The organism is Shewanella ulleungensis (assembly GCF_014648315.1).
Classification (GTDB): Bacteria; Pseudomonadota; Gammaproteobacteria; order Enterobacterales; family Shewanellaceae; genus Shewanella; species Shewanella ulleungensis.
In genome coordinates this window covers 79,172-101,928 of the sequence record NZ_BMQW01000009.1, presented here as the reverse complement: position 1 = coordinate 101,928, position 22,757 = coordinate 79,172, and the positions used below count along the sequence as shown (strand labels likewise).

The 22,757-nt window shown below is 40.8% G+C and carries 17 protein-coding genes; 11 read left to right on the top strand and 6 right to left on the bottom strand.

The features are described 5' to 3' along the window. The first annotated feature begins 248 nt into the window (after nt 1-248). The gene (locus IEY40_RS15965) at nt 249-1,028 is read left to right on the top strand and encodes an MlaA family lipoprotein (protein ID WP_188957907.1); all 780 of its coding nucleotides are present in this window, start codon (nt 249-251) and stop codon (nt 1,026-1,028) included. A 46-nt stretch (nt 1,029-1,074) separates the two neighbouring features. Next, a complete protein-coding gene (locus IEY40_RS15960) occupies nt 1,075-2,196 on the top strand; it encodes a response regulator (protein WP_188957905.1) in 1,122 nt (373 codons plus the stop codon). Nucleotides 2,197-2,300: 104 nt separating this feature from the next. Here the strand turns inward: IEY40_RS15960 and IEY40_RS15955 are convergent, their stop codons facing one another. Beyond that, nucleotides 2,301-3,809, bottom strand: coding sequence for a peptide MFS transporter (locus tag IEY40_RS15955; protein WP_188957903.1), 1,509 nt, complete (start codon nt 3,807-3,809; stop codon nt 2,301-2,303). A gap of 530 nt (nt 3,810-4,339) precedes the next feature. Here IEY40_RS15955 and IEY40_RS15950 point away from each other — a divergent pair. From IEY40_RS15950 to IEY40_RS15930, 5 genes are all read left to right on the top strand, one after another. Continuing rightward, the gene (locus IEY40_RS15950) at nt 4,340-4,987 is read left to right on the top strand and encodes an OmpA family protein (protein ID WP_188957901.1); all 648 of its coding nucleotides are present in this window, start codon (nt 4,340-4,342) and stop codon (nt 4,985-4,987) included. 25 nt (nt 4,988-5,012) lie between these two features. Next, nucleotides 5,013-5,855: a mechanosensitive ion channel family protein gene (locus tag IEY40_RS15945; protein ID WP_188957899.1), complete on the top strand. Its 843-nt coding sequence runs from the start codon at nt 5,013-5,015 to the stop codon at nt 5,853-5,855. 66 nt (nt 5,856-5,921) lie between these two features. Then, the gene (tpx, locus tag IEY40_RS15940) at nt 5,922-6,512 is read left to right on the top strand and encodes a thiol peroxidase (protein ID WP_188957897.1); all 591 of its coding nucleotides are present in this window, start codon (nt 5,922-5,924) and stop codon (nt 6,510-6,512) included. A 47-nt stretch (nt 6,513-6,559) separates the two neighbouring features. Next, complete coding sequence (gene ltaE, locus IEY40_RS15935; protein WP_188957895.1) at nt 6,560-7,579, top strand: low-specificity L-threonine aldolase; 1,020 nt, start codon at nt 6,560-6,562, stop codon at nt 7,577-7,579. Between the two features lie 214 nt (nt 7,580-7,793). After that, nucleotides 7,794-8,162, top strand: a complete 369-nt coding sequence (locus IEY40_RS15930) for an acyl-CoA thioesterase (protein WP_160053957.1) — start codon at nt 7,794-7,796, stop codon at nt 8,160-8,162. Between the two features lie 91 nt (nt 8,163-8,253). On the opposite strand, the gene IEY40_RS15925 is transcribed toward IEY40_RS15930, so the two are convergent. Together IEY40_RS15925 and yiaY are read right to left on the bottom strand one after the other, a co-directional pair. After that, a complete protein-coding gene (locus IEY40_RS15925) occupies nt 8,254-8,619 on the bottom strand; it encodes a cytoplasmic protein (RefSeq protein WP_188957893.1) in 366 nt (121 codons plus the stop codon). A 226-nt stretch (nt 8,620-8,845) separates the two neighbouring features. After that, nucleotides 8,846-9,994 (bottom strand): L-threonine dehydrogenase, encoded by a 1,149-nt coding sequence (gene yiaY, locus IEY40_RS15920; protein ID WP_188957891.1) that lies wholly within the window; start codon nt 9,992-9,994, stop codon nt 8,846-8,848. Between the two features lie 421 nt (nt 9,995-10,415). Between yiaY and IEY40_RS15915 the strand changes: the two genes are divergently transcribed. From IEY40_RS15915 to IEY40_RS15905, 3 genes are all read left to right on the top strand, one after another. Next, the gene (locus IEY40_RS15915) at nt 10,416-13,481 is read left to right on the top strand and encodes an EAL domain-containing protein (RefSeq protein WP_428848154.1); all 3,066 of its coding nucleotides are present in this window, start codon (nt 10,416-10,418) and stop codon (nt 13,479-13,481) included. A 157-nt stretch (nt 13,482-13,638) separates the two neighbouring features. After that, nucleotides 13,639-14,913 carry a DEAD/DEAH box helicase gene (locus tag IEY40_RS15910; RefSeq protein WP_188957887.1) on the top strand — a complete coding sequence of 425 codons (1,275 nt, stop codon included), beginning with the start codon at nt 13,639-13,641 and terminating at the stop codon, nt 14,911-14,913. Continuing rightward, complete coding sequence (locus IEY40_RS15905) at nt 14,910-15,977, top strand: CobW family GTP-binding protein (RefSeq protein ID WP_188957885.1); 1,068 nt, start codon at nt 14,910-14,912, stop codon at nt 15,975-15,977. Before IEY40_RS15910 ends, IEY40_RS15905 begins: the two co-directional genes overlap by 4 nt. 91 nt (nt 15,978-16,068) lie before the next feature. Here the strand turns inward: IEY40_RS15905 and IEY40_RS15900 are convergent, their stop codons facing one another. The 3 genes from IEY40_RS15900 to nadK all read right to left on the bottom strand — a co-directional run bounded on the left by IEY40_RS15900 (nt 16,069) and on the right by nadK (nt 21,872). Beyond that, complete coding sequence (locus IEY40_RS15900) at nt 16,069-18,873, bottom strand: FAD-binding and (Fe-S)-binding domain-containing protein (RefSeq protein ID WP_188957882.1); 2,805 nt, start codon at nt 18,871-18,873, stop codon at nt 16,069-16,071. Between the two features lie 135 nt (nt 18,874-19,008). Then, entirely contained in the window at nt 19,009-20,661 is a 1,653-nt protein-coding gene (locus tag IEY40_RS15895; RefSeq protein WP_188957880.1) for an L-lactate permease, read from the bottom strand. A gap of 332 nt (nt 20,662-20,993) precedes the next feature. Next, the gene (gene nadK / locus IEY40_RS15890; RefSeq protein WP_188957878.1) at nt 20,994-21,872 is read right to left on the bottom strand and encodes an NAD(+) kinase; all 879 of its coding nucleotides are present in this window, start codon (nt 21,870-21,872) and stop codon (nt 20,994-20,996) included. 155 nt (nt 21,873-22,027) lie between these two features. Between nadK and grpE the strand changes: the two genes are divergently transcribed. Further along, nucleotides 22,028-22,633 carry a nucleotide exchange factor GrpE gene (grpE, locus tag IEY40_RS15885; RefSeq protein ID WP_188957876.1) on the top strand — a complete coding sequence of 202 codons (606 nt, stop codon included), beginning with the start codon at nt 22,028-22,030 and terminating at the stop codon, nt 22,631-22,633. Nucleotides 22,634-22,757: the final 124 nt, after the last annotated feature.

Sequence of the window (22,757 nt, the reverse complement as noted above, 5' to 3'; positions counted from 1 at the left end):
GTCAACAGTGACAGTATCCTTAGCGTTCTTGTTACCCATATTGGGGCAATTCATTCCAACAAAGTGTCTATTGTGTTGATGATTGCTGGTAACAGGAACAAGCTTAATGTGCTGCAGGAATAAAATATCAAGGCAAATCCTTGCTGAAGCCCGTTAAATTATATCGACTTGAACAAAAATTGCTTTAATAAAAAGACAAAAATAGCAGTTTGTTGAGTAACCCCTTTTGTCATTTAAAGAGAGTTTGTATGAAGTATAAATGGATATTACTTCAGGTGATTGTTGCTTTTAGTATACCTGTGTATGCCGAGAGTGAAGCGCCTCAAGTTGCCACAACACCACAACCTGCGATTGAAATTACTTATAACGATCCTCGCGATCCGTTTGAAGAAATTAACCGCACAATGTGGGATTTTAACTATCTATTTTTAGATAAATATATCGCTAGGCCGGTCGCTCATGGTTACAAGAACTATGTGCCTAATCCGATAAGAACTGGAGTGATTAACTTTGTCTATAATCTGGAAGAACCTAGTTCGCTTGTCAACAATACCCTACAAGGTAAATGGGGCTGGGCGGCAAATGCTGGCGGACGCTTTACCGTTAACACCACAATCGGTCTACTTGGGGTAATCGATGTTGCTGAAATGATGGGTATGCCACGTAAACAAGATGACTTTAACGAAGTCTTGGGATATTACGGTGTGCCAAATGGTCCATATTTTATGGCGCCTTTTTATGGCCCTTTTGTGACAAGAGAAATCGCATCAGACTGGGTTGATAGTCTATACTTTCCTTTATCAGAACTGACTTTTTGGCAGTCTGTGCTGAAATGGGGTCTTAAGGGACTGCATTCGCGAGCTGAAGCGATTGATCAAGAAAGGTTACTAGACAATGCTCTTGATCCTTATGCTTTTGCTAAAGATGCTTATTTACAGCATATGGATTACAAAGTTTATGATGGCGATATGCCGTCAAATCAAGAAAACGATGAGTTACTTGATGAATTTCTAGATGAGCTAGAATAGTCGGAGTGTGTAACAACCCCGACAGTAACATCTGCGGGGTTGTAGTATGGCGTTAACTGATGTCGATATTCTCTTTGTTGAGGATGACCCGATATTTCGTCAAGTCGTTGCCGATTTTCTGCAAGGACAAGGGGCTCGGGTGCATCAAGCATGCGACGGCCTTGAAGGCGTATCTGCTTTTTCCCAATCGATATTTGATATTGTGATTGCCGATCTTGGTCTGCCAGGTCTTGGCGGTCTTACTATGCTTAAACAAATGCAAAGTATTAATCCGGCAGTCCCTTTCATTGTGGTATCGGGTAACGATGTCATGTCTGATGTTGTTGAAGCATTACGTATTGGTGCGAGTGATTATCTCACTAAACCGATTGCTGACTTATTTATTATTGAACATGCAATTATTCAGGCGATGCTCACAGCGGCAACACCAATGAATGCCTCAGGGCAATCACATTTACATGAAATGAATGAGCTGTCCTATCAAGAATTAACCGATAACTTGCTGTTGCTCGAACAAAACGCACATGCAGCTAAAAGTGTTCAACAACAGCTCTTTCCCGCTTCTCATGTGGATTATCCACATGCATTTATAGATTACAGTTTATTTAAAAATAATGATGTAAGTGCATATTTTATCGACTCTACCATGGTCGGGGAGCATCACTTAGTGATGTATATGGCACATTTCCATCCAGAAGATAACAGCGCTGCTTTTGGCTGTGTGTTACTGCGAAGCTTCGTTAACCAAAAACTTAAATTGTTTCGAAATGGCCTAAGTACAACTTTAATTGAACCTGCAAATATGCTCTCTTATTTAAATAAACGCATGGTGACTTCTGGGTTACATATTTTGGCAGATATTATTTATGTGTGCGTTGATTTACAGAAATACCTAGTGTCAGTTGGTCAAGCTGGAAATGGCTTACGATGTTATTTAAGGCATGATAATCACCTGATGCCTTTAGTATTACCGAGTGCGCTTCAATTAGGCGATGTTAATTGGCATCAGGCAGGCATACAAATACGTACCTTATTGATAGATGAGAAACTGTGTATCGGCACGTCTCATCAGCAACATCAACAACAATTACTTGATAATCGTTTTACAGGCTTAATTTATCAGTCTGATATGAATGCTGGTGGTTTTATGCAGCTGTCTTGCCATTAGCATTAGCTAAGTGTTCTTAAAAAAAATCCCCTCCAAGAAGCCTTGAAGGGGATTTTGATTGATGATGAATCAGTGCTAACTCATCAAATTAATTATTTACTGTATTAGCGTTTAATCGCTTCATGTTCTGCAGTAACAGCAATTTCTTCTTCTAATGCTTTTTCTTCAGAATCATGTTTGCTCTCTGCACCGTGCATCCAGTCAACCAATTTATCTGACATTAAATATAAGATAATACCTGAAATAACAGCTGTGATAGCGATGCCTGCGAAGATCGCCATTGCGTTTGCTAACTGTTCTTCAACTGCGCCACCGTGGCCAATCAATGAACCCACTAAACCACCAATTTTGTTTGCCGCTGCAATAAATAGGAACCAAGCCCCCATCATTAAAGAAGCAATACGCAGTGGTGCAAGCTTAGTCACCATTGATAAACCAATAGGTGATAAACATAGTTCGCCCATTGTGTGGAAGAAATACGCACCGACTAACCACCACATGCTTGATTTAACAGACGCGTCGCCGCCCATTTCTAAAACGGCACCCATCATGAACAAGAAACCAACTGCTAATAGGAATAGACCTAATGCGAATTTGATTGGTGAGTTAGGTTCATTCTTACCGAGTTTGATCCAAATAGAAGCAATTACTGGCGCAAAAACAACAATGAAAATAGCATTAAGTGATTGGAAATAAGTGGTTGGAACTTCCCATGAGCCAATCATACGGTCAGTGAAGTTGTTAGTGAACAAGTTCATTAACCCACCGGCTTGCTCAAATCCTGCCCAGAAAATAATAGTGAATAGACCCATGATCATAATGACTTTAATGCGGTCTCGTTCAATTTTAGTTAATGGTTCTTTACGAACTTCGCCTTTGGCTTCGTTCTTTCTTTGTTCTACTTTAGCAGCAGGTACAGTACCGATGTCGCCAAGTAGTTTTTGTGCAAAGAAAAATTGAATAATAAGTGAAATAATCATACCAACACCAGCGCAGAAGAAACCTGCTTGCCAGTTATTGATAAATACGTTTTGGCCGTCGATAACAACTTCATGACCGAATGAAGTATAAGCCCAAGCTACGATAAAGCCTGAGAGTGCAGCACCTACGTTAATACCCATGTAGAAAATGGTAAAGGCACCGTCACGACGATGGTCTCCTGCTGGATATAGATCACCAACCATAGTTGAAATGTTTGGTTTAAAGAGGCCATTACCTATAATCAGTGTACCTAAACCAATATAAAACATTGTGGTTTCTAGTCCAGGCATCCAGCTATGTGGTGCAGCTAAGGTAAATTGACCTACAGCCATCAACAAGCCACCAATATAAATGGCTTTGCGCTGACCTAATATGTTATCTGCTAACCAGCCACCAATCAGTGGGGTTAAATATACTAAGCCTGTAAAGGTACCGTACAATGACAATGCATCAGCTTCAGTCCAGCCTAAGCCTCCTCCAGCCTGGTCACTTTGTACTTTATCCACTAAATAAAGTACTAGGATTGCGCGCATAGCGTAGTAGCTAAAGCGTTCCCATAATTCCGTTGTAAATAGTAAGAACAGCCCTTTAGGGTGTCCAAACATCGTTCCTTCTGGTTTTGCTTCACTCATTAAGTCTTCCACCTTAAGCTTGTGATTGCCTGTGCGAAAATGTCGACACAGAAATTATTTGTTTGCATTTATCGTCTAATAATGAGGTTACAATTTACTCTTGTAGAAACAAGAAAATTGCAAATACTTCATGACTGAGCGACTTTATTGGTTAATTTTTATAAGAGATTATGTCATTTTGATGCTAAAAGCTGACCAAACACCAAAAAGCTAACCTTATATACCCTTTTAGAGGCGATAAAGTCAATGTTAATGCGGGGAACAGAGTGGTTAACCCTGTTATAAATTGTGTCAATGCAAAAAAATAAAATGCTTGTTTGTTAGTGAGTTGTAAATTTTGTTTATAAAGTAAACGGTGAATTGGTTATGTTTTTTTACCTGCGGCCGATGAACCTATCATACTTTGAAGACAGTTTTGTGAAAGCAGTTTTGCAAGGTATTGATTATTAAGTATTGTCTTTTAATTTTGTTGATAAACAGTTAAAATGTCATTTCTTAACGCATCTCGATACTATGTCGAAGGGGTTCTTATGACTATCGTTCGTACTTTGACATTGATCATTATCAGCTTTTTTATTAACAACGCATTTGCTTGGGTCGATACCGATTTTGATGGTGTCCCGGATAAGAAAGATGCCTGTAAAGAAACACCTGTTAATACTGTAGTCATGGCCAATGGCTGTATCGATACTGAAATTTTGGTTGTTGATGAAGATGGCGACGATGACGATGAGTTTGATGAAGGCGACATTGGCGCAACGGTGACCAATAATGCCGCATTAATTGCAGAGCAATGTCGCCAACAACCAGATGTAAATGTCGCAGCTGATTGTTTTGGTTCAATTCTTCAACCTGTGTATTTTGACTTCGATAGAGCGAACGTATTGCTGACTCAACGGCCAACATTAGTTAGGGTTCAACAATACATTGAGCAACATCCTCAAGTAAGCGTTCGTTTAGAAGGGCATACCGATATCATTGGTGGTGAAGCGATTAATATGGCTTTATCTCTAAAACGTGCAAATGCAATTAAAGATTTATTGATTAATGAATACCAGTTTCAGCCAACATCTATTGAAGTTGTTGGTATGAGTAACAAAAAGCCGGCAGCAGATAATGCCACAGTCGAAGGGCGACAGCGTAACCGGCGTGTAGAGTTCATCATTTCGGCAGAATAATTCTGCTTATTTAAGGGAGAGAAAAATGGAAAACCTAGAAGGTTTAGAAGGTTTAGATGGTCTGATAGAGCAAGCACCAGAGTTTTTTATGACTTATGGTCTTAAGGCTTTAGCAGCAATAGTTATCTTTATTATTGGTAAATATTTTGCAGGTGTTGCAAAACGTTTGACTATAAAGGTACTAAATAGCCGTAAAGTAGATGCCACTGTCGTATCATTTGTAGCTAATCTAGCTTGGGCATTGGTGTTTGTATTCACTATTATAGCGACATTAGGCCAAGTAGGCGTTCAAACTGCGTCATTAGTTGCTGTTATTGGTGCTGCTGGTTTAGCGGTAGGTCTAGCGCTTCAAGGTTCTTTATCAAACTTTGCTTCAGGCGTGTTGATGGTTTTATTCCGTCCATGTCGTGTAGGTGACTTTATTGAAGCTGCTGGTGTTGCAGGTGTTGTTGATGAAATTACTATTTTCTCAACTCGTTTACGCACTGGTGACAACAAAGTGATTATTGCACCAAACTCTGCGATTATGAACGGCACAATTACTAACTATTCAGCATTAGAAAAGCGTCGTATCGATTTAACCATCGGTGTGTCTTACACTGCTGATATCGCAGTAACTAAGAAAGTCATCGCTGACGTGCTTGATAGCAACCAATCTGTATTAAAAGATCCTGGTTACACAATTGGTTTAGCCGAACTTGCTGATTCATCTATTAACTTTGTGGTTCGTCCTTGGGTTAGTACTGGTGACTATTGGCCAACTCGTTTTGAGTTACTTGAGCAAATCAAGAATGCATTAGATGCTGCTGAAATTGAAATTCCATTCCCACAAATGGATTTACATGTGAAAGAAGTTCCAGCAAAATAAATTACGGCAACGTATGTTTATAAATAAAAACCAGCATTTGCTGGTTTTTTTATACTAGGAGTTTGTATGAAATTAATCACGACCCTTGCAGCAATGACTTTAGTATCAGCGTCTATTGTCAGTAGTTTTACTATCGCGGGCGAAAAGACCATGATTACAATGGGTGGAAATCCTGTCGCACTTGAAGGTCAAATACCCAGCATTGGAACTCCTGCCCCATTGTTTAAAGTGGTTGACGAAAAGTTTAATCCTGTGAGCTTAAGTGACTTTAAAGGTAAAACAGTACTAATCAGTGCAGTACCAAGCCTAGATACCGGGGTTTGTGCATTACAAACCAAGCGTTTTAATAAAGAATTTAGCCAGTTTGGTGCAGATGTTGTAATGCTTACCATTAGTGAAGATTTACCTTTTGCTCAAAAACGTTTTTGCCAAACGGAAAGCGTGGATAAGATTAGCGTATTGTCAGATTCTGTTTGGCGTGACTTCGGTGAAAAATATGGTTTGCTAATTAAAGACCGTGGTCTGCTTGCTCGTTCTATTTTTATCATTGATGCGCAAGGCATTTTAAAATATCACGAGTTAGTGAGTGAAGTGAGTGAACACCCAGATTACGACGCTGCATTAACTGCACTTACCGAGATTGCTGAAGCCAAATAGTATATTTGACAGTTCAACCATACACCTTTGATAAAATAGAGTATTTCATGATTGATTTTCGAAGTGATACCGTCACTAAGCCTACCCAAGCTATGCGTGCGGCGATGGCGCAGGCTGAAGTGGGTGATGATGTTTATGGTGATGATCCCACGGTCAATAGTTTGCAAGACATGGCAGCTGAAATGTTTGGTTTTGACGGTGCATTATTTGTTAGTTCAGGCACCCAAGCTAATTTGTTAGCATTAATGGCTCATTGTGAACGTGGCGATGAATATTTGTGTGGTCAGCAAGCGCATAATTATAAATTTGAAGGTGGTGGTGCGGCAGTACTGGGAAGTATTCAACCTCAACCCCTGAATAATCAAGCAGATGGTAGTATTTTATTAAGTGATATTGACTCAGCAATTAAACCCGATGACATCCATTTTGCCCGTACTCGGTTGTTGAGTTTAGAAAACACCATCGGCGGCAAGGTACTTGGTCAAGATTATTTAGCACAAGCGCAAACACTGGCCTTTAATCGCGGTCTAAAAATACACCTTGATGGTGCTCGTGTGGCTAATGCTGCCGTGGCTCAGGGGATTGCGATTGCTGACATTACGCAATACTTTGACTCGGTTTCTATTTGCTTATCTAAAGGTTTGTGTGCGCCTATAGGTTCGATTTTGTTAGGTGATGAGCGATTAATCGCAAAAGCGACACGGTGGCGAAAAATGCTTGGCGGTGGGATGAGACAAGCTGGGATCATTGCTGCCGCGGCTAAGTTAGCCATCACTGACCAAGTAGAACGTTTAGCTGAAGATCATCACAATGCTAAATCCTTGGCATTATTACTGGAAGATATTGCTGAGCTGAATGTCGATGTTGAAAGCGTTCAAACCAATATGGTTTTTGCTAAGCTGGCCGAACACATTAATCCCAGTATGCTAGCTCATGCGTTAAGTCGTAAAGGTATATTAATCAGTGGTAGTCAGCAATTACGCTTAGTGACGCATAATGATATTAGCTGCCATGACATCAACACATTTGTACACGAACTCAAGCAAGCGATTCTCCTCGCTAAGTAATAAAAGTCACTTCTACATATTGAGACCGCCATGCGGTCTTTGTATTTTTTTGGTGCGTAATTGCCTTTAATTCGAGCATTTTCAATCTCACACGCTGTCTTTCAAAAATATCCCCTTGAATAATAACAATTAAATAATTGGCCTAAACGTTGCTACTCATTATGAGGTATATGCCTGATGGCATAAAATGAATGGATTAACACGCGAGGTCATCATGAAATATTTTACACGTCATATGGTTATGCCAATTAACCTTAACAGCAGTCAAAGTTTATGCTGCGGACAGCTATTGAGCTGGGTGAATGAAGAGGCGACCATTTTTGCCAGTTGCCAAATGCGCAGCCAATTTCATATTGCTAAAGTCATTTCCGAAATAAACTTTATGGCGCCAGCATATGTGGGTGACATTATTGAATTTGGTTTTGAACTTGTGAGCCTCGGACAAAGCTCAGTGACTGTACGTTGTAAAATTCGTAATAAAGTCAATCATGCCCCAATCGCTTTTATTGATAAAATGGTCTTTGTGAATATCAATGAAAATGGTTTACCTATTCCGCATGGTATGCGTGCCAATGCGGCTTAATATGCCAAAAAAAAGGAGCAAATAAGGGATTATTTGCTCCAAGGAATTCGTTATATCAATATACAAAGTGTTATTTAACTATGTTGTATGCTTATTCAACTTTAGCTATACGGTTTTGATAATCTTCGATTAAATGCTCCATTATCGTATTTGGAGATGCTTCTTGGCAGCAGTTATCTAAATATATTTTAAAGGTGACTAGCGCATGGCCATCGTGCTTTAAACGGCTACTTTGCATGGCAAAATAAGCTTCTTCATTATCAGCTTTTCTCACAACAAAATCTTTAAGCTCAAAAGATTTTGTACCTGAAAGGTTATGCCATTTGGTGATGCGGTCTAGCGCGATTTCACAAGATTGATTAACTTCGATATGGTTGAGCCATGTTGCTGGTTGTTCATTTTCTTTATAGTGCGGGCATCGAACGGTGTAATTATATACATGAGTGATTGCTGTCATTATTTACCTACCTATTCGCTATCTAAGTGGTTTCATCATAGTCCTTATTTTTTGTTTTGGTCAACGGTTATTTCGAGAAGTTAGATCTATGCATCACTTTTTACTAAATTATAAATAACCTATTGTCATCGTTGAATATTTGTTTTAAATAATCGTATTTATACCGTTAAAAAAATAGCACCATCAGATGTCTGATGGTGCTAATCATTCGTATAAATTGATGTTTTTATAGTGCGTTAGTAAAAATCTGACAGATTTCTTCATGCGTAGCTTGTTTAGGATTCGTAAAGCCACAAGCATCTTTTAAGGCATTATCTGCTAGCGTTGGTATATCTTCTGCTTTTACACCTAATTCGGTTAAATTTGCTGGAATATTAACGGCTACAGATAATGTTTTGATGGCTTCAATTGCTGCATTAGCACCTTGTTCTGCTGTGAGCGAGCTGACATCAACCCCCATTGCTTTAGCAACATCACTTAAACGTTCAGGGACCACTTTAGCGTTGTACGCTTGCACATGTGGTAGCAATAGAGCGTTACATACACCGTGTGGTAAATCATAGAATCCACCAAGTTGATGTGCCATAGCATGTACATAACCTAAACTGGCATTATTGAATGCCATACCAGCTAGGAATTGGGCATAGGCCATTTGCTCTCTTGCATTAATGTCGTCGCCTTTTTTAACGGCATTGACTAAATTTGCTTTGATCAGTTCGATCGCTTTAATTGCACAGGCATCAGTTATTGGAGTTGCGGCGATAGAAACATAGGCTTCAATAGCATGAGTCAGCGCGTCCATTCCCGTTGCTGCTGTGAGTGATGCAGGCTTTTCTAGCATAAGTTCAGGATCGTTTACTGATAAAATCGGTGTGGTATTTTTATCAACGATGGCCATTTTAATGTGTCTTGCTTCGTCGGTAATAATACAAAAACGAGTCATTTCACTTGCAGTGCCGGCAGTCGTGTTAATGGCAACAAGAGGCATTTGCGGTTTTGTAGATACATCAACACCTTCGTAGTCTTTAATCTGGCCGCCATTGGTCGCCACAAGCGCGATACCTTTAGCACAATCATGCGGTGAACCACCACCTAATGAGATGATAAAATCACATTGATTACTGGTCAGTAAAGCAAGGCCTGCAGTAACATTACCTGTCGTTGGATTTGGTTGCACGCCGTCGAAGATCACCACTTCAATACCCTTGGTATTGAGTTTGTCTTGTACTCTCGCCACAAGGCCAATACTGACTAATGGTTTATCAGTTACAATTAATGCCTTTGTAAAGCCTAATGCTTTAATATCATTAATCGCCTCATCTACACTACCTTGACCAAGAATGTTGACGCTTGGAATAAAGAATTTAGTCGCCATAAGTTGTACCCCTATATTTTAATTTTAAATTTTCTCTGTAGTAAAAGTACCAATATGGTTAAGAATATTGTGTGATTTACCTCTAAATATGGATCTACAACGCATTAAATGTATGTGCTTTTACTACATAATCGATGTTTAGCTGATTAATTGTGATCCCTGTCATCTTTGTGGCTGTATTGAGGCTAAATTGCTGAATGTTATCGTGGTTTGGTATGCTTCAATATTAACCGTGTAAGGTATACTTTTTATGTATATCGATATTAGATCTGGATTAAACCATTAATGGGATTTATTTATCACTGCTCATACGGTATAAAGAGCAAAAGAATCATGTTATTAGTTTGATTCTGCTACACTAATTAAAGACTGCTAGGATGCAAATGAGTTTGTTAAGGATGCTTAAGGGAATGTGTAGATGATCAATCTGAATGTTTTTTTCTCTTTTTTCGAAAATGCCGCGCTGCTGTTAGCGTTGGTGTATCTGTATTCGCTTTTTCCTTCCCACCAACGTAAATCTCACTTATTTGCATGGCAATTTAGTATGGGCGCGCTGATTGGTATCATCGGTGTGATTATTATGATGAATCCATTGGCTTTCCAAGAAGGGGTATTGTTTGATACTCGTTCTGTATTGTTAAGCCTGTCGGGATTATTTTTTGGATTTATCCCAACTATCATAGCTTCTGTTTGCATGGCGTTATATCGATATAACCAGGGTGGAACTGGTGCTTTGGTGGGCATTTTGATGTTGTTTTGCAGTGGCTTTATTGGCGTGGCCTGGAACCATTACCGTAAAGACCACCTAGATCAAATTAGCAAATGGGCATTTTATACATTCGGTATAATAGTCCATCTTGTATTGTTGTCATCGTTACTGTTATTACCGCTAAATCAAGCCATTGATACGCTTTTGCATATTGCACTGCCCATCTTAATCATATTTCCGCTATTAACGATGGTAATCGGTCACTTACTGGCTCAAATTGTGTTTCGCGAACGTGATATGCAGGTAAAGCTTCAAGAAGATTTTCTTTTTAAAAATCAATTCGACATCGGTAATATTGGTATATCAATTACGTCGAAAGCTAAATACTGGCTTAAAGTTAATCCTTATTTGTGCCAAATGTTTGGCTACAGTGAGAGTGAGTTAAAAGCCCGTACCTGGGTCGAATTAACTTACCCAGATGATTTAAATAAAGACTTACTGTTATACGACAAGATGGTTAAGGGGGATATTGATGAGTATGAAATGGATAAACGTTTTGTGGCCAAAGACGGTTCTATTGTTTATACCCATATCACTATAACGTGCCGACGTAATGTCGAAAATAACGGTTTTTTGGTAATTGCTGGTTTCCTTGATATTACTAAACAGAAAAAAGCTGAGAAAGCATTATTGCAAAGTAAAGAGCAATTAGATTTAGTGCTCGACAGCAGTGAGCTGGGGGTTTGGGATTGGGACGTTGCCAATCGAGCCATGCAGATTAACCGTTATAGTGCTGATATTCTCTGTTGTTCGATGGAAGAATTAAATCAAACCCCAAAAATTTGGGTTGATGCGATTGATCCACAAGATAGGATTCGTTTTTTACGGTCAATTATCGATGTTCGTAAAGGCCGTTGTATCAGCCAAAAGATAGAGTATCAACTGATTAATCTATGGGGGGAAACTCGATGGATATTACAAACTGGGAAGGTCGTTGATATCGATGAGCGAGGAAAACCACTGCGAGTGTGTGGCACTTTAAGTGATATTACCGATATTAAACAGGTCGAGGCGTCGTTAAGTATTGCGGCGTCTGTATACCAAAATTCTAGTGAGGCGATGAGTGTATTTACATCCGATGGAATAATTGTTGACTCAAATCCTGCATTTTCAATGATTACTGGGTTTAACAAGGAAGATATCAAAGGTCAAAGTTTACGTGTATTCCAATCTGAATTACAACCGAAGAGCTTTTACGACCAGCTAGATAAACAGCTGAAGCAACTCGGTCGTTGGCAGGGTGAGGTATGGATGCGGCGTAAAAATGGTGAAAACTACCTGATCCTATTAACGATAAACTCAATTAGCCAAACAAAAAATCAGTCTGCTCGTTTTGTTGCGCTATTTTCTGATATTACCGAGAAAAAACAAACGGAAGAGCTTATTTGGCGCCAAGCGAACTATGATGCACTTACTGGCTTACCTAACCGTAGGATGTTATTAGAGTTTTTGACTAAAGAAGTCCAACATAGCGACCGACAGCATAATCACTTTGCTTTGATGTTTTTAGACTTAGATTACTTTAAAGAAATCAATGACACATTAGGCCACGATATGGGTGATGTATTGTTGTTAGAAACCGCAGAACGCCTTAAAAGCTGCGTACGAGAGTCAGATGTCGTGGCGCGTTTAGGTGGCGATGAATTTACCATCGTATTAACCAATCTTGATCATAATCATGGTGTCGAGCGCGTTGCGAGCCAAATACTTAAACGCCTAGCTGAACCTTATACATTAGGACAACAGACAGCCTACATAAGCGGCAGTATTGGTATTACTTTGTTCCCCGATGATGCCACCACCACAGAAGCGCTTCTAAAAAATGCCGATCAAGCTATGTATTCTGCAAAATCACATGGCCGAAATCGGTTTAATTATTTCACTCCAGCAATGCAAAGTGATGCCCAAAAACGCATGCAACTAGTGCAAGAGCTAAAAAATGCGGTGCTACAACAGCAATTTGAACTGTATTACCAACCTATTGTTGAGTTAAGCAGTGAGCATATCGTCAAGGTAGAAGCGCTGATCCGATGGAATCATCCTACGATGGGATTTATTTCGCCAGCGGAGTTTATCCCTATCGCAGAAGAGACCGGGATGATTATCGAAATTGGTAACTGGGTGTTTAGTCAGGCCGTGACACAATCTGCTAAATGGAAAAAACAGTTCAATGCGGATATTCAGATAAGTATTAATAAATCTCCGATACAATTTAGAGATGAAACCACAGACGTAAACGATTGGTTATCGCAAATGTCTGAGCAACATGTTGATGCAAAAAGTATCTGTATTGAAATTACCGAAGGGTTGTTGTTAGAAAAAGAACAAAACGTTGAAGCTAAGCTTTTAGCTTACCGCGAGGCGGGGCTTGAAGTGTCGTTAGATGACTTTGGTACCGGTTATTCATCGTTATCCTATTTACGAAAATTCAATATCGATTATCTTAAAATTGATAAATCTTTTGTCAATAATTTAGCCCCTGACAGTAATGATTTAAGTTTGTGTGAAGCCATTATCGTAATGGCACATAAATTAGGCATGAAAGTGATTGCCGAAGGGATCGAAACCGAACAACAGCGAAGCTTACTTGAGTTTGCTGGATGCGATTATGGCCAAGGTTATTTGTTTTCACATGCCTTATGTAGCGAGGATTTTGAAAAGAAATATATGCAACAATATGTTGTGCCAAGGCTGTCGGATGAACTTGTCACAAATTAAGGACTGCTTATTTTTTGCTTGAATCTAGTTCGAATTAAAGTGTTATTGATAGCGACATACGCCAATTAATAGCGTAATGCGAGATATAATTGAAATAGTTAATGCGCTTTAGATTAGTATACAATAGCATCCTATTTCATTGTTTACTGAGTCTGTTATGTCATTTACTTCGCTAGGGTTATCGCAATTATTATTAGATGCGATTGATCAATCTGGTTATCACACCGCAACACCTGTCCAACAAGCGGTGATCCCACTAGCGCTCAATGGCCAGGATGTGTTGGCCAGTGCCGAAACTGGCACAGGTAAAACAGCTGCATTTGCGTTGCCACTTTTACATCAATTATTACAACAGCCTATAGCCGATATTATTCCCGGCCAGCGCTTGCGCGTGCTCATCATGACGCCGACTCGTGAGCTTGCGATTCAAATAGAACAAAACCTGATTAAGTACAGTCAATTTAGCGACCTTTCTAGCTTAGCTGTTTACGGCGGTGCCAGCATTAATCCACAGCGTAAAACCTTAGAACAGGGCGTTGATGTGTTAGTTGCAACTCCTGGGCGCCTATTTGACATCATTGGCCAACATGAATTGGATTTATCATTTGTGACGCATCTGGTGATAGATGAAGCCGACCGTATGCTTGACTTAGGTTTTGTTAAAGACATCGAAAAAGTAAAACGCCTAATTGCGAAGCAGCATCAAACCATGATGTTTTCTGCCACCTTTTCTGACGATGTAAAAAGTCTTGCGGCTAAAATGCTTAATCAACCTGAATATGTCCATGTTGAAACTCACACGACGGCTGCGAATGTCGCTCAGCAAGTCTATAAAGTGGATGCTCGTCGTAAAGCCGAGCTATTGTCTGAACTTATTGGTAAACACAATTGGCAACAAGTGATGGTTTTTACCAGCCGTAAAGAAACGGCTGAACATTTATTCCGTGAGTTGTCATTGGATGGGATTAAATCAGCCGTATTCCATGGTGATAAGAGTCAAGGTGCACGTAATCGTGCCCTAGAAGAATTTAAGGCCGGCCAATTGCGAGTATTAATTGCTACCGACTTAGCCGCTCGAGGCCTGGATATTCAGGCATTACCACGTGTAATTAACTTTGAACTGCCTGAAGAATGTGAAGATTATGTTCATCGTGTTGGCCGTACGGGTCGTGCAGGGTTGGCTGGTGAAGCTATTTCTTTAGTGAGCCCACAAGAACTTGAATTACTCAGTGATATTGAACAGCTTATTGGCCAAACGTTACCTGCACTGACTCCAACTGGTTATGAGGAAGGAGCGCCATTGCCTGCTAGATATCGAGATGTCAGCCCTGAAAAACCAAAGAAAGCCTTTAAGCATAAACGCGGAAAACCGCCTCAAGGCGCCGCAAAACCAATGCGTAAAGGTAAATACGCTGCGAAAGTTAAAAAGTGATCACTAAACCGATAAAAACGAATATTATCACCGGTTTTTTGGGGGTAGGTAAAACTACGCTCATTAAAGCGTTGCTGGCCAATAAACCCGAGCATGAAGTGTGGGCGGTTTTAGTCAATGAATTTGGCGAGATTGGCATTGACGGTGGTTTACTCAATGCCGGCTCTACAGCAACTAAAGTCGTGATTAAAGAAGTCCCTGGTGGTTGTCTTTGCTGCGCGGCTGGAGTGCCAACCCAAGTTGCAATAAATCAAATTATTCAACAGGCTAAGCCTGATAGATTATTGATTGAACCTACCGGACTTGGCCACCCAGCTGAAATCGTTAAATTATTACAAGTGCCGCATTTGCAACAGGTGATAAAGGTACAAACTACAGTGTGTTTAGTCGATGCACGTAAGGTCAGTGACAGCCGCTATAATAGCCATGATATTTTTATCCAACAATTGCAGATAGCCGACACTGTGATTGCTAACAAAGCTCAACAATATGGTGAGCAAGAACAGCAACACTTAATCGAATTGATGGCTAGATTGGATAGAGCGGAAACGCCGATTATTAAGAGTGATGATTATTTTAGCCAAAAAGGGCAAGTAGAACAGCTGATCGCCATATTAAATCAGCCTAGTGGCCGAGCGACGGCTAGCATCATGTCAGAGTCCAAGCCTACCAGCTTGCTTTCTCGAACGGCAGATCAATGGTTATTGCCTATGGCTACATCAACTCAAGGTGGCGATAAATTACAACAACAGCTAGCTGAGCAGGGCTATATTTACAAAACTAATCAAGGTGAGGGCTGTTTTAGCTACGGTTGGGTTTTAGACAGCCAGCGCAGTGTTGATTTTGACCGTTTTATGGTATGGATTGACTCTGTAAAGTTGCTAAATGTAATCAGATTAAAAGCCATTGTCATTACCTTTGACGGCATTCTAAGTGTCAATATGGTTGATGATAAATTAACTCTCGACGAATTAGATGATGCCCTTGATTCGCGTATCGAGATCATTAGCGACAAACCGCTTGATGGTGGCACACTTCAACAACAGTTATTTGAATGCTATTGAGCTGATCAATTAGCAATAATCCAATAAAAATGGGCATTGATAAATAATCAATGCCCATTTTGCGTTTAAGAGGTTAACAATACTCTGCAGATTAGCGAGTACATTCCTCTAACAAATACGCTAAGTGTCGATATGAAATACCACTGTGTTGGGTTAACCCTACTTCACACATTCTGTTAGCGTAATACCCTTCTTTGGTTTCCGCTGGAATGAGTTTTTTGATATTACGTAAGGCGCTGGCGTTGATTTCAGGCTTGTACAAGCCTTTTTCTCCCGCATAACCGCAACACGTAATACCTGCTGGTAATACAACATGTTTAGCACATGCATCGGCAATCGCTTGTTGTTTAGGTTCTAGCTTCATCTTACGGGCACTACAGCCTTGGTGTAAGGTGACGTTAGATTTTTTAGTGATGGTCATGTTGGGTAGCAAATTATCGTGCATAAACTCGACTAAGTCTGTAATGGCTACTTTAGAGTTGCCAGTTAACGTACGATAAGTACAAGACAAGGCATCAACTACAACAGGCACTTTTCCGTTGTCAGATAGCTTGCTTAACGCATCAATGAGTTCATCACGTTTAGCGTCGGCATTTTTAAAATCACCTTTTGATTCCCACATCTGGCCACAGCATAAATGACGAGTATTATCTGGGATAATCACGTTGTAACCGGCACGTTCGAGTAAGGTAATAACCACTTCTGGTAAGGTGCGGTTATCAGGATCTTTTGGTGTTGGCCCAAAGGTTCTGCCGCCACAAGCAGGGAAGTATAATACCGTTTGCTGGCCCGGTTTATGAGGCGATGGCTTAGCGACTTTACCACCTTTTGGAAAATCTGGATTCCAATAGGGTACTTCTTTAGTGATCATTCTACCCGCATTCATCAGTGAGTTGGTGATAGTGTCACCGGTCACTTTATGAAGAATGCCAAGAATATCAAACCCAGTACTAATCACCTGGTTTACAGCACCAAAATGCTTCGCTTGGAAGTCGAGTACTTTTTGTTCTGTAGTGGTGATATAAGGGGTACGTAATTTACGTACTAACTGACCCATGCTGTTATCAACAGGGCAGGCGATAGTACATAACTGACAAGCAGCACAGGTGTCGATAACATCGTACTTCGAGCTGGCACGCATTTCTGCTGCCGCTTTTTTGTCACCTGACTGTTCTAGGCGTTCAATCTCACGTAATACTGCTATACGTTGACGTGGAGAGAAGTTAAGTGCCGATGTTGGACAGGTCTTTTCGCAGAAACCACATTCAATACATTTATCGACAAAGTCATCTACTACAGGGCATGGTTTAATATTTTTGACATGGACTTGTGCGTCGTTGTTTAAAATAACACCTGGGTTGAGCAAGCCGCTCGGATCAAAAATTTGTTTAATTTGCTTCATAAGGGTGTAAGCATCGCTACCCCATTCCATTTCCACAAATGGTGCGACAGCACGTCCAGTACCATGTTCCGCTTTCATCGAACCATCGTATTTATTGATGACCATATCAGCGACATCTTGCATAAAGGCATGGAAACGATCGATATCGCCTTGCGAAGCAAACGTAGGGGTTATGATAAAGTGGAAGTTACCCGCAAGTGCATGGCCGTAAATCACCCCTTCTGGGTATCCATGCTTATGGAATAACGCAGTTAAATCTGCAGCTGCGCTCGCTAAATGTTCAAGCTCAAACGCCACATCTTCAATAATAACTGATGTTCCTTTAGGGCGTGCACCACCAATAATAGGGAACAAGCCCGAACGCATTGCCCAATACTGGCCAAATACCGCAGGATCTTTACTGAACTCAATCGGACGTTCGGTTTTAATGTGTGCAATTTTTTGGATCACGTCATTGGTATAGCTATCGAGTGTTTGAGAATCATTTGCGCGTGATTCAATCAACAAAATAGCAGAGCCTTCAGGTAACTGGCTTAGCCATTCAGGCATGCCGGTTTTGCCTGTCACTGATTTAATTGAGGCCCAATCGAGTAATTCAGCTGCAGCAACACTGTCACCTTTAATGAGCGGGATTGAGCTTGCAGCGTCTTCCATATTGAAAAACACTGCCATGGCAGACGCTTTAAATTGCGCTTCTTCTACCGTGTGATAAGTGATTTCATTAACAAACGCCAATGTACCTTCAGAACCAACAATAAGGTGATTGATGATGTCAAAAGGGTCATTAAAATCGACTAAAGAATTGATGCTATAACCCGTCGTGTTCTTAATCGAGAATTTCTTACGAATACGCGCTGATAGTGTTGGGTTATTTTGGGTTAACTGCGATAAATCAGTTAACGCAGCTAAAAGCATCGAATGCGATTGGCTGAATGCAGCTTTAGAGTGCGGACAACCGGTATCTAACTCGGTACCATCAGCAAGCATCAGCTTTGCAGACTTAATGGTTTGATAGCTGTTTTGCGCCGTACCACAACACATTCCCGAGGCATTGTTAGCAACCATACCACCGACTTGTGCTGAGGCGAGGGTAGCAGGATCTGGGCCGATTTTCTTGTTAAATGGTTTTAATGCCGCGTTGGCATCAGACCCAATTACAGCAGCACCAAGCGAAATAGAGGATTTATCTTCGCTGATTTCAATAGTTCTAAAACCATCGTGACCAAGAATGAGCAAAATACCTTCACCAATAGCTTGGCCTGATAAACTGGTACCTGCTGCGCGAAATGTTACCGGTACATTGTGTGCTCTTGCTACGTTTAACGTTATTTTTACTTGTTCTATGGTATCTGCGTGAACGACGATTTCAGGGACGATACGGAAATAACTGGCGTCGGTAGACCAAGCAAAGCGACGAACCGGATCATTGGTAACACATTTGCTGCCTAATTGAGACGTTAAAATATCCATTACCACTTGATAGTTTATAGTCATAACATGCTCTCTTACACTGTAATGTTGTGTAGGCAGTTATGCCTACTGTTTTATACTCTTATGTTGGAGTTGTAACATTGTTGGCTACAACTCCAATCTGCTTGAGTATTTCGTTATCAATATGAATTTGAGTAATTAAAAACCGCCCCAGATAACCGCAATGGTGCCTGCAACAAGTGCATAACCAAGGGCGATAGGCATCGTTTTACGAATGATTTCAGACTCACGTCCAGCCATGCCAACTACAGTAGCGGCAGCAACAACGTTCATCACACACATCATATTACCGGCGTTCGCGCCAATACCTTGTAGTGCCAACGCTAACGCGTGGTTCATGCCAATGTTATCGGCGACAGAATATTGTAAGCCAGAGAACATCATGTTTGAGAAAGTGGCAGACCCCGAAAGGAATGCACCGAAAATCCCAACCACTGGCGATACCCAAGCCCATACCGCACCCATGCTATTAGCGAGTAAATCGGCAAGTGCTACAGGCATTGAAGCCAAGCCAGCTCCGTTTTCGCCAGAGTTAAGGAAGATTTTTACCATAGGCACAGATGCGCCTAATGAAATGATGGTAGGTAACATTGATTTACATGACACAGTCAATGATTGCTTCATTGCTTTGGGTTTCATTTTGAATAACACAAAACCAAATAAGCAGACGGCAACAAAGAAAATACCAGGGGCGTAGAAAGTGGCAAAACCGGCTTTTAACTCAGTGCCGAGTAAGCCTGTCCAGCTAATGTTGAAGCTGGTTAACCAGCTCTTGAAAGGCCCTACAACACGAGACAGAACTAATAACGCTGCCATGATGATATAAGGAGACCAAGCTGCGATTTGCGAAAACTTAACCGGTGTTTCATCAATGGCTAACTCTTCTTCTGTTTTGTTGTCATTTTCACTAAAGTCACACCAAGGTTGTGCTGGGAGTAACCAGCCTTTTCTCGCCACTGGGATAACTAATGCCATACCGACAAGCGAACCAATAACAGAAGGGAACTCTGGGCCTGCAAAGTAGTTAATTAACCATGCTGGGATGGTGAATGCAAAGCCTGCAAATAGGGCAAACTTCCAAATTTGTAAGCCTTCTTTAATTGATTTGTTTCGGCCAAAGAAACCCGTTAACACACATACCATCACTAATGGAATAAGTGAGCCAGTAATCAAATCGATGGTGATCATGTGCTTCGCAATAAACTGCGCGTAACCCACAAAGGTACCGCCATGTTCAGCAAATTGCGCAGCCGCCATATTCACGCCGCCTTCTGTTAGTCCCTGTTCCATACCAAATAAAACGGGTAAACCGATTGCACCAAATGAAACTGCAGTAGAGTCACCAATCAAAGCAACCACAGCGGCGGCAATTGGAGGTACGCCAAGTAATACGAGTAATGGTGCACCAATTGCTGCAGGGGTCCCAAAACCTGCAGAGCCTTCAATAAATGAGCCAAATAGCCAGCAAATAATAACCACTTGCACACGTGCATCAGCGCTAATATTGGTAAATCCAGAGCGGATAGTGTCCATCGCGCCAGAATATTTTAAGGTATTTAACAAAAACACCGCCCCAAAAATAATGGTAAGCGGTGTTAATGCTGAAAGAAGTCCTTCGACAACGGAAGCTGCGAGAAGCATCGTGTCCATTTGCCAAATAAAGATTGCTGCCAGACCTGTCGCAATCATTGATATCGGCATTGCTTTGGATGCCGGTAAGCGCATGAGTACTAAAAATACCATTACGCTGATAATGGGCGTTAAGCTTGCTAGTAACTGTAGAAATGTCATGTATACCTCTGTATCACTTATAGTGGGTATTAAATTGTTATTATTTGTTAGACTTTCGCTAACTAGGGCGTAATAGACGTTATTTAAGTGTTAAAAGTGTTGATCGAGATCATTTAAAACTCGAGAAACAGGGTTTGCTTATCGAAGTGGGATCTATGTCCAATAGCTGTATTTCGAATGTTGGTTTTAGATCACGTTTTTGGGGAACGAAAATAATCATAAAAATAAGGCCAAGCGTTAAGAACGATTGGCCTTAAGATAACGTTTATTAGTAGTTGTTAATGTGAAGGGCTTCACGCGAACGTTTGAGAAGGTGTGAGCTAGTTCAAAAGTTAAAAAAGTTTACTTCCCCAGCCTAACTTATTTCGCAGTACATGGAAGTAATTATGACCTTTCGGATGAATTAATCTTAAACGTTCATTAGAGCGGCGAATAAAGATTTCATCTCCAGGCAAAACGGCTAGATGCACATGACCGTCACAACTCACTTCAAGATTTTCGTCATTATTCGGTGATACGACGAGCTTAATATTACAGCTGGCATCAACCACTATTGGGCGGCATGATAGGGTATGAGGAAACATCGGAACTAAAATAATGGCTTGTAAATTTGGGGTTAAAATAGAACCGCCAGCAGATAATGAATATGCGGTTGAACCCGTTGGCGTAGATACAATCATGCCGTCAGCTCGCTGGCTGTACATAAATTGCTCATCAATATAGACTTCAAATTGAATCATGTGAGCAATTTTACCCGGGTGCAATACCGCTTCGTTTACTGCTGTATTACTTGCGATTGTCTTACCGTGTCGATGCACTTCAGCTTCAAGTAAAAAGCGATGCTCTGTTTCAAACTCACCGTCTAACACCTTTGATAATGCATCTTCAAAGTTGTCCGGTGGCAAGTCGGTCAAAAAACCCAGGTTACCACGGTTAACGCCAATAACCGCAACATCAAATCGGGCTAGTACTCTGGCTGCCCCAAGCATATTACCGTCACCACCCACGACGATGGCTAAGTCGCAATGTTCACCCATTTCGAGTAAGTCCATTGAGCAAACATCAGGGCCTAACTCTGCAGAGACGCGTTCTTCGACAATCACATTAAAGCCTTGAACACTGAGCCAATGATGCAATCGCCGTAAGGTTTGATTGGTCCCTTCGTGATGCGGTTTGCCGATGAGTCCGATTGTTTTGAACAAATTAGTCATATTCGAGTTTGTTGTGCCTTTAGGACTTGAAACATAAGAATTGATCCCCATAATATACTCAAACTTATTAAAAGTGTGATAATCGCTGTTAATTAATCAGTAAATAGTCACATTAATAGCATATCCAATTTTGCATTTTTTTAGCTGGAGTGAAAATGAGCAACGAATCGAACAACGCACCGCAAGATCAAGTGGAAGAAGTGGTAACACCTGAAGTCGTGGCTGATGAAGCAAGTTTGATGGATGAATTGACCCAAGCAAATTTTCGCATCGAAGAATTAGAACAGCAATTAGCTGAAACCCAAGCTGCATTGGCTGAGCGTAAAGATGTTGAGATGCGTGCCGCTGCAGAAACGCAAAACATCCGCACTCGTGCTGCGAAAGATGTTGAGCAAGCACGTAAATTTGCCTTAGAAAAGTTCGTTAATGAATTATTGCCAGTAATTGACAATATGGAGCGCGCTTTGCAGGGAACAGACCCTGAAAATGAGACGACTAAAGCTATCTACGAAGGTGTTGAATTAACGATGAAAGGGTTCCTTACTTCTGTTGAGAAGTTTGGTGTAAACCAAGTTAATCCTCAAGGTGAAGCATTTAATCCTGATCATCATCAAGCTATTGGTATGCAGCCGAGCGCTGAATTCCCAGCTAACACGGTAATGATGGTGATGCAGAAAGGGTATTTACTCAATGACCGTTTATTACGTCCAGCCATGGTAATGGTTTCACAAGGCGGTAATAGCGTAGATGTTGAAGCATAGCCGTTGAAGTTAGAGCATAACCTTATATAGAAACGTGATGTTGAAAATAAACATTTAGTCGTTTCACTGTTAAATAGAAATAAAAAAAGGACTGAATTATCAGTCCTTTTTTATGGTCATCATG

Excerpts from the sequence above, each read along its gene's own strand:
- IEY40_RS15965 (WP_188957907.1), top strand. The coding sequence starts at position 249 with ATGAAGTATAAATGGATATTACTTCAGGTGATTGTTGCTTTTAGTATA.
- IEY40_RS15960 (WP_188957905.1), top strand. The coding sequence starts at position 1,075 with ATGGCGTTAACTGATGTCGATATTCTCTTTGTTGAGGATGACCCGATA.
- IEY40_RS15955 (WP_188957903.1), bottom strand. The coding sequence starts at position 3,809 with ATGAGTGAAGCAAAACCAGAAGGAACGATGTTTGGACACCCTAAAGGG.
- IEY40_RS15950 (WP_188957901.1), top strand. The coding sequence starts at position 4,340 with ATGACTATCGTTCGTACTTTGACATTGATCATTATCAGCTTTTTTATT.
- IEY40_RS15945 (WP_188957899.1), top strand. The coding sequence starts at position 5,013 with ATGGAAAACCTAGAAGGTTTAGAAGGTTTAGATGGTCTGATAGAGCAA.
- tpx (WP_188957897.1), top strand. The coding sequence starts at position 5,922 with ATGAAATTAATCACGACCCTTGCAGCAATGACTTTAGTATCAGCGTCT.
- ltaE (WP_188957895.1), top strand. The coding sequence starts at position 6,560 with ATGATTGATTTTCGAAGTGATACCGTCACTAAGCCTACCCAAGCTATG.
- IEY40_RS15930 (WP_160053957.1), top strand. The coding sequence starts at position 7,794 with ATGAAATATTTTACACGTCATATGGTTATGCCAATTAACCTTAACAGC.
- IEY40_RS15925 (WP_188957893.1), bottom strand. The coding sequence starts at position 8,619 with ATGACAGCAATCACTCATGTATATAATTACACCGTTCGATGCCCGCAC.
- yiaY (WP_188957891.1), bottom strand. The coding sequence starts at position 9,994 with ATGGCGACTAAATTCTTTATTCCAAGCGTCAACATTCTTGGTCAAGGT.
- IEY40_RS15910 (WP_188957887.1), top strand. The coding sequence starts at position 13,639 with ATGTCATTTACTTCGCTAGGGTTATCGCAATTATTATTAGATGCGATT.
- IEY40_RS15900 (WP_188957882.1), bottom strand. The coding sequence starts at position 18,873 with ATGACTATAAACTATCAAGTGGTAATGGATATTTTAACGTCTCAATTA.
- IEY40_RS15895 (WP_188957880.1), bottom strand. The coding sequence starts at position 20,661 with ATGACATTTCTACAGTTACTAGCAAGCTTAACGCCCATTATCAGCGTA.
- nadK (WP_188957878.1), bottom strand. The coding sequence starts at position 21,872 with ATGACTAATTTGTTCAAAACAATCGGACTCATCGGCAAACCGCATCAC.
- grpE (WP_188957876.1), top strand. The coding sequence starts at position 22,028 with ATGAGCAACGAATCGAACAACGCACCGCAAGATCAAGTGGAAGAAGTG.